Origin of the sequence: Maribacter sp. (genome assembly GCF_049667165.1) — a bacterium.
Taxonomy (GTDB): Bacteria; Bacteroidota; Bacteroidia; order Flavobacteriales; family Flavobacteriaceae; genus Maribacter_A.
In genome coordinates this window covers 1-6,569 of record NZ_JBATHS010000077.1, presented here as the reverse complement: position 1 = coordinate 6,569, position 6,569 = coordinate 1, and the positions used below count along the sequence as shown (strand labels likewise).

3 protein-coding genes are annotated in these 6,569 nt (G+C 41.5%); all 3 read right to left on the bottom strand.

Annotated elements, in window-relative coordinates; translation table 11 throughout:
- Positions 1-1,160 (bottom strand): two-component regulator propeller domain-containing protein (locus tag WBM98_RS04385; protein ID WP_424364811.1); only part of this gene is annotated, 1,160 nt, incomplete at its 3' end.
- A gap of 22 nt (positions 1,161-1,182) precedes the next feature.
- Positions 1,183-5,028 (bottom strand): two-component regulator propeller domain-containing protein, encoded by a 3,846-nt coding sequence (locus WBM98_RS04380; protein WP_424364810.1) that lies wholly within the window; start codon positions 5,026-5,028, stop codon positions 1,183-1,185.
- A gap of 57 nt (positions 5,029-5,085) precedes the next feature.
- Positions 5,086-6,569: ATP-binding protein (locus tag WBM98_RS04375; protein WP_424364809.1), on the bottom strand; the 1,484-nt coding region annotated here is incomplete at its 5' end.

Genomic DNA, 6,569 nt, shown 5'->3' with positions numbered 1-6,569 from the left:
CCGAATATCCATAAGTTGCCTTGAGCATCCACTTCTAATTTATCACCTGTAGTGGTATACCCGTTTTCAGAACCTAATACGCTAACTTTTTGCTTATCTAGTGCTAATCTTAAAACACTAGAAGTGGCATTGGAATTGCTATTAGGAGTTGGGTAAGGATAACTCAACCAAATATCATTATATGCATCTTCTTTAATATCCCAAACTATAGAATTTAGTTCAAAATCAGCAATGGTTGAGATTGTTTTGAGTTCTTTTCTTTCCTTGTTCACTACTGCAAGACCATCCGTAAACCCTAGCCAAAGGTTATCCTTACTATCTTCAAAAAGTTTCCAGGGCTTATTTCGTCCTTCATTTGTTATTATTTGCAAACTTTTCATTTCTGCGTCCATTTTGTAGAAGCCTTCATTTAGGGAGCTCATATATAGGGCTCCTGTATGGTCACAGAGAATATCGAACGGAATAAAGTTTTCTGTCTTGGTAATCGTATATGCCGTATCGTTCTTAAAATCCAATACTGTTAAAAAACGAGGCCCCGGACTTACCAACCAAAGCTTACCATGTTGGTCAAAGGTCATTTTATACACTCCTGGGTAATCGTAAACAAAGGCGTTCTCTCCATCATAGTAGGTTAGGGGTGTAGAGTTCATGGTAGATCCTATCCAAACAGACCCATCTTCGGTTTCCAAAAAGGAAGTAACATCATTAACAGGTAATCCTTCATTCGTAGAGAGTTGTAATAAGTTTACATGGGTACCGTCCATAATCCCTGGAGGTTTCATTTTAGTGATGGTCGGTTTTTTTATGGGTGCTGTGGTCACCGTAAACGGCACGGAATCAAATGTTATTCTTTCTGTTGGTAAATTGTCCCAATCGAAATCATATTCCTTCATTGGACTTTTCAGAGGTTTGAATTCATTTAACTCAAACGGTTTGCTGGGCAAGGCATCTACGTTCAAATCATAAGTAAGGGGAATTGTCAGCGTGTCGTTGGTTATGGTTTCCCATTCAAAAGGTTCTGCTTCCGTAAATTTTAGAGGTATGGTTTCTGGGGTTTTATAATCACCAACCGTAGTTTCGGTTTCAGATTTGCTTTCTTTATTACATGAGAGTAGTAATAAACTACACGCAAAACCGGTTAAAAGTATAGTGTGCCTCATTAATGGTGGTTTTCTTCCTAATTTAGTTCGTGGTTATGAATTTAGGCAATTTTATAATAAACGTTGTTCCTTCACCTTCCTTGGTTTCTACTTTTAGATCACCACTATGCGCCTTTATGATGTCATAACTCATACTTAGTCCTAAACCGGTGCCTTGTCCGGAAGGTTTGGTGGTAAAGAAGGGCTGAAATATTTTGTTCAACACTTCCTTGGGTATTCCATTTCCATTATCTTGTACGGAGACCAATATCATATTGCCTTGCTGCTTGGTACTCACGGTCACTGTTGGCTCATAGCCTGTCGTATTTTGGTCTTTCTTCTCTTTAACCACATAAAATGCATTGGTGATCAGGTTTAAAATCACCCTTCCAATATCTTGGGGAACAATATTGATTTTACCAATGGTTTGGTCAAAGTCGGTATTCAAAGTGGCATTGAACGATTTATCCTTGGCCCGCAACCCATGATAGGCCAAGCGCAGATATTCATCGGCAAGGACGTTGATGTCGGTGGGTTCTTTTTGCCCACTACTGCTTCTGCTATGCTGTAACATGCCTTTAACGATGCCATCGGCTCGTTTTCCGTGAAAGATTATCTTATCCTCATTATCCGCAACATCTTTGGCAAGAGCTTTGACTTCAGCAAAATTTCCTTTTTCAATTTCTTCATCCATCTCTAGTAACAGTTCCTTATTTACTTCAGAGAAATTATTGACGAAATTTAACGGATTTTGAATTTCATGGGCGATACCGGCTGTCAGTTCACCCAGGGAGGCCATTTTTTCGGATTGGACCAATTGTGATTGTGTATTCTTTAATTCGGAATAGGCCTTTTCTATTTCCTTTGCCTGTGCCAATTCTTTATCACGTGATCGCTCACGCTCTTTTTGTTTGATTCTATTTCGCATGAAACGATCTACGATCAAAAACCCTACGATTAAGACCGAAGCGTATAGTACATAGGCCCATAAGGTGCGCCACCATGGTGGGGAAATGGTTATGGACAAGGTTTTTCCTTCCTCGTTCCAAATACCATAGGCGTTGGAGGCGCGTACGGCAAATTCATAATTACCGGGATCTAAGTTCGTATAGGAAGCAAAGTTTCTGTTATCATAAATCCAATCCTCATCATAACCAATTAACTTGTGTGCATATTGGTTCTTTTCGGGATTGGCAAAATGCAATGCTGCATATTCAAAACTCAAGTTATTTTGTTGGTGTGATAGGTTGATGTTTTCAGTATTGAGCAAACTGTTGGTCAAAGGACTATCCTCTCCCATATCGAGTACCGACTTATTAGAAATCAGCACATTCGAAATAATCAATGTAGGCGGGGTGTTATTTGCCGCAACGCTATTAAAGGTGGTAAGGCCATGTTCGCCGCCAAAATAGAACTGCCCATCCGAGCTGCGTGCTGCTGCTAAGGATAAAAAAATATCCCCTCCAAGGCCATCGGAAGAATCGTAATTGATGAACGTAACTTTACCCAGCGTCTCATTGGGTACCATTTGTGAGAGTCCGTTTTGCGTGGCGATCCACATTTCCCCATTATCGCCTTCGAGAATCGCTTCGGTAAGGTTGGTAGGGAGTCCATCTGCTTCTGAGTATCTTATGAATTTTTCGGTATCAGGATCGAACAGGTTGATTCCTTCTGCGGTCGCGAACCAAATCATGCCGCGGCTATCCTCCAAGATATCATAGATGATATCGCTACTCAGGGAATTCTCATTGTCCGGATCGAAATTGAAATATTTGACGGTATTATTATCCGGATTTATGCGACTGAGCCCTTGACTATTTGCACTTACCCATATATACTTTTTCCCGATTTCGATATCCGCTATATTATTGCCACTAACGACTAAACCTTGTTTGCTTTCAGTAATACGTTTTTGAAAGGAGACTGACTGACTTTCGTCGCTGGGATTGATAAGCATTATACCGTAAAGGGCTGACTGGTCAGGTGGATCTTCATTCCACTTGTCATAGGCGTGGCTATCATCGGTCCGGTAACGCAAGGAATACGTGCCGGGCTGAAGGTTTACAGGTTGAATAACGACTCTGTTCTTAGCGGCACCCCCTGCATAAAACGAATCATCAAAACTACCAAAATGCCAAATTGTATCGTTTTGTGCATTCTCGATCCAGCCGTAATCCACCATACTTCTCGCATCACCTTCCCCTACGGACATTACCCAGTAGGTCCCCAGTGTTTTAATCTGGATGGGTAGGGAACGATCTTCAAAATCCTGAACCTTGTCAATGATACCTAAATTTTGATCCGAACCGGCCAGTGCTTCCAATTCTTCAACCAAATTTTGAGGGTACCCCTTTGTACTTCTACTGATAATCCTTTGGAATTCACCTGTTTTAGGCTCAAAAATATTCAAGCCATTATTGGTGCCTAGCCATAATCTTCCTTTTTTATCGGACCGGATTACCCGTACTTGGTCATTCGAGATGGTGGTGTTCTTTTGGGTTTCGTATTTGTAGCGTTCGGTTTCTCTATAATTTTTATCCAACTTGATCAACCCATCTCCCCAGGTACCCAACCACAATGATCCATCCGCATCCTCTGCAATACTTCGTACCGACCCGCCGAACATATCGTCCACCACATTAAAAGTAACTTTTTCAAAAGTCCGTTTTTTCGGGTCATAAATGTTCAGCCCACCGCCCCGTGTTCCTACATAGACAATTCCTGGTTTTACTTTTGAAGCGAGCATTCCGTAAACGCCATTAGGACTAAGGCTCAATAAATCGCCGTCAACATGTGTCAAATATGAAAACGGTTTATTTACCGGATCGTACTTTAACAGTCCTGATTCCCGACTACCAAACCAAAAAATACCACTACGATCGATAATAAAATCAGTCATTGTTATATTCCACCCATGGCCCCTCATTTTTACTTTCCCGTCAATGGTTATTTCCTCATACCGATCAGAGGTGCCTTCAAATTTCAACAGCCCCCGAAAATTGTTGGCGACCCAGATATTACCTTGGTGGTCAGGGAGGATCCTATTCCAATTATTCCAGATATCATTTCGGGCTTCCTCATATTCGATGAGGACTTTTAAAGCACCGGTTTCAGGATTGTACTTGTACACCCCGCTGCGAGTTGTCAACCATAGGGTATTGTTAGCATCGGAAAATAATGACGTAATGAAATTTTCGGGATTTACAAAGTCAAAATCTCCCCATTGTTCAGAGGTTACCGGCCGAAAAGCAGATTCGTCTTTGGCCATATGCATTAAGCCGTACACGGTTGATCCAAACCAAATTCCACCTTTTGCATCTTCAGTTAGCCCAATACTGAAACCATTATGTATAGGCTCATTAACATTGGTAATTTGGTATGGAGCAATGGTCCAATTGTCATTTTTAAAATCATAACGAACTAACTCCATATTTTGTGTAGTTGCCCACAATCGTTTACTTGAATCTTCAAAAATGTTTAATGTTAAACCGCCGCCAAGAGGTAAATTGAATGCGTCCGTGAACGGATAATTGATAAATTCATTTTTCTTACGGTCAAATCTTGATGCCCCTTCGTCGGTCGCTACCCAAATATCATTGTTCGCATCTTCCTCAAGCCCCCATGCGTTATTACTCTGTAAACTGGTGGCCTTTCCCGGGATACTCTTAAAGGTTTCTAAGCGATATCCATCATATTTTTGAACCCCATTTGTGGTTGCAATCCACAATAACCCATAGCTGTCCTGCATAACGTCCTGGACGTTCGGGGAAGCCAGTCCATCCGAAATAGTTAAATAGGAGGGGTCGATCTGTTGGGTACCAACTTGGGAAAACCCTAGTAAGGAATTTAAACTGATCGCAGCAAGGAGAAGTAATGGTTTAATTCGCATGTAGTCAAATTTGTTTGGTCCCTAGTAAATATACTGTTTAAAGCAAAATAAGCACTATTAGGTTGTTGGGAATTGAATTATAAATGTTGTTCCTTCGCCTTCCTTGGTTTCCACCTTCAATTCCCCGCCATGCCCTTTAGTGATGATGTCATAACTCATGCTTAGGCCTAGGCCGGTGCCCTGTCCTGTAGGTTTGGTCGTGAAAAAGGGTTGGAATATTTTTTCTTTAACCTTATCAGGAATTCCATCACCATTGTCTGAAACACTAATCCTGATCTGGTTACCTATCTTTTTGGTACTGACAGCAACCATGGGTTTAAAATTATTGTCTTTTTGCTTCTTCTCATTCACGGCATAAAATGCATTCGTAATCAAGTTCAAAACGACCCTGCCGATATCCTGTGGAACGACATTTATTTTTCCGATACTTTCATCAAAATCGGTGTTCATGGTGGCATTGAACGATTTGTCCTTGGCCCGCAGGCCATGATAGGCTAAACGCAAGTATTCGTCTGCCAAGGCATTGATATCCGTAGGTTCTTTAACCCCACTGCTGCTGCGGCTGTGCTGCAACATGCCCTTTACAATGGCATCTGCCCGTTTACCGTGGTGGTTGATTTTTTCCAGATTTTGCTTGATGTCATTGGCAATCGCCTTAGCCTCATCCAAATCCCCATTTTCTATTTCCTCATTCATCTCATCGATAAGTTCGTTGCTCACTTCCGAGAAATTATTAACAAAGTTCAACGGATTTTGGATCTCATGGGCAATACCGGCAGTAAGTTCTCCCAAACTGGCCATTTTTTCGGATTGTATCAATTGCGATTGTGTGGCCTTGAGTGTCTCATGGCTTTCTTCCAATTTATGATATGCCTTTTCAATCTCTTTGGCCTGGGCCAATTCGCGGGCCTGCGTTTTTTTTCTTTCGTTTACTATAACACGATTACGGAAAAAACGATTGGCGCCATACACACCACACATGAACAATAGCGCGTAGGCAGCATATGACCAAGACGTATACCACCAGGGAGGGGTAACGATAATATGTAACACAGCTCCTTTCTCATTCCAGACCCCATTATTGTTGGCCGCTTTTACCCGAAAGACATAACGACCAGGCTCAAGGTTCGGATAAAAGGCATCTTGTCGGCTTGTGCCCTCTCGCCATTCATTGTCATAATTTTCCAAAGTATATAAGTATTTGTTCTTGGATGGATTGGCATAATGGAGGGCTGAAAATCCGATAGCGATATTGTTTTGGTTATGGGCCAAAATAATCTCCTCAGTGTCATAAATCGGTCTTTTTAGAAGGGAATGCTCTCCAGGGACAACGGATTTATTGAACAATTTAAGATCCGTTAAAAATACCTTTGGCGGTGTTGAATTTTTGTTAACGTCCTCGGGCCTAAAAATAGTGAGACCATTGGAACCGCCAAATATGAAATGTCCGTCGGATGTTTTCAGGTATTGACCATCGGCAAAAAGTTGTCCCTGAATACCATCAGCAACGGAATAATTGCTGAATTGCTCGGTCTGTATAT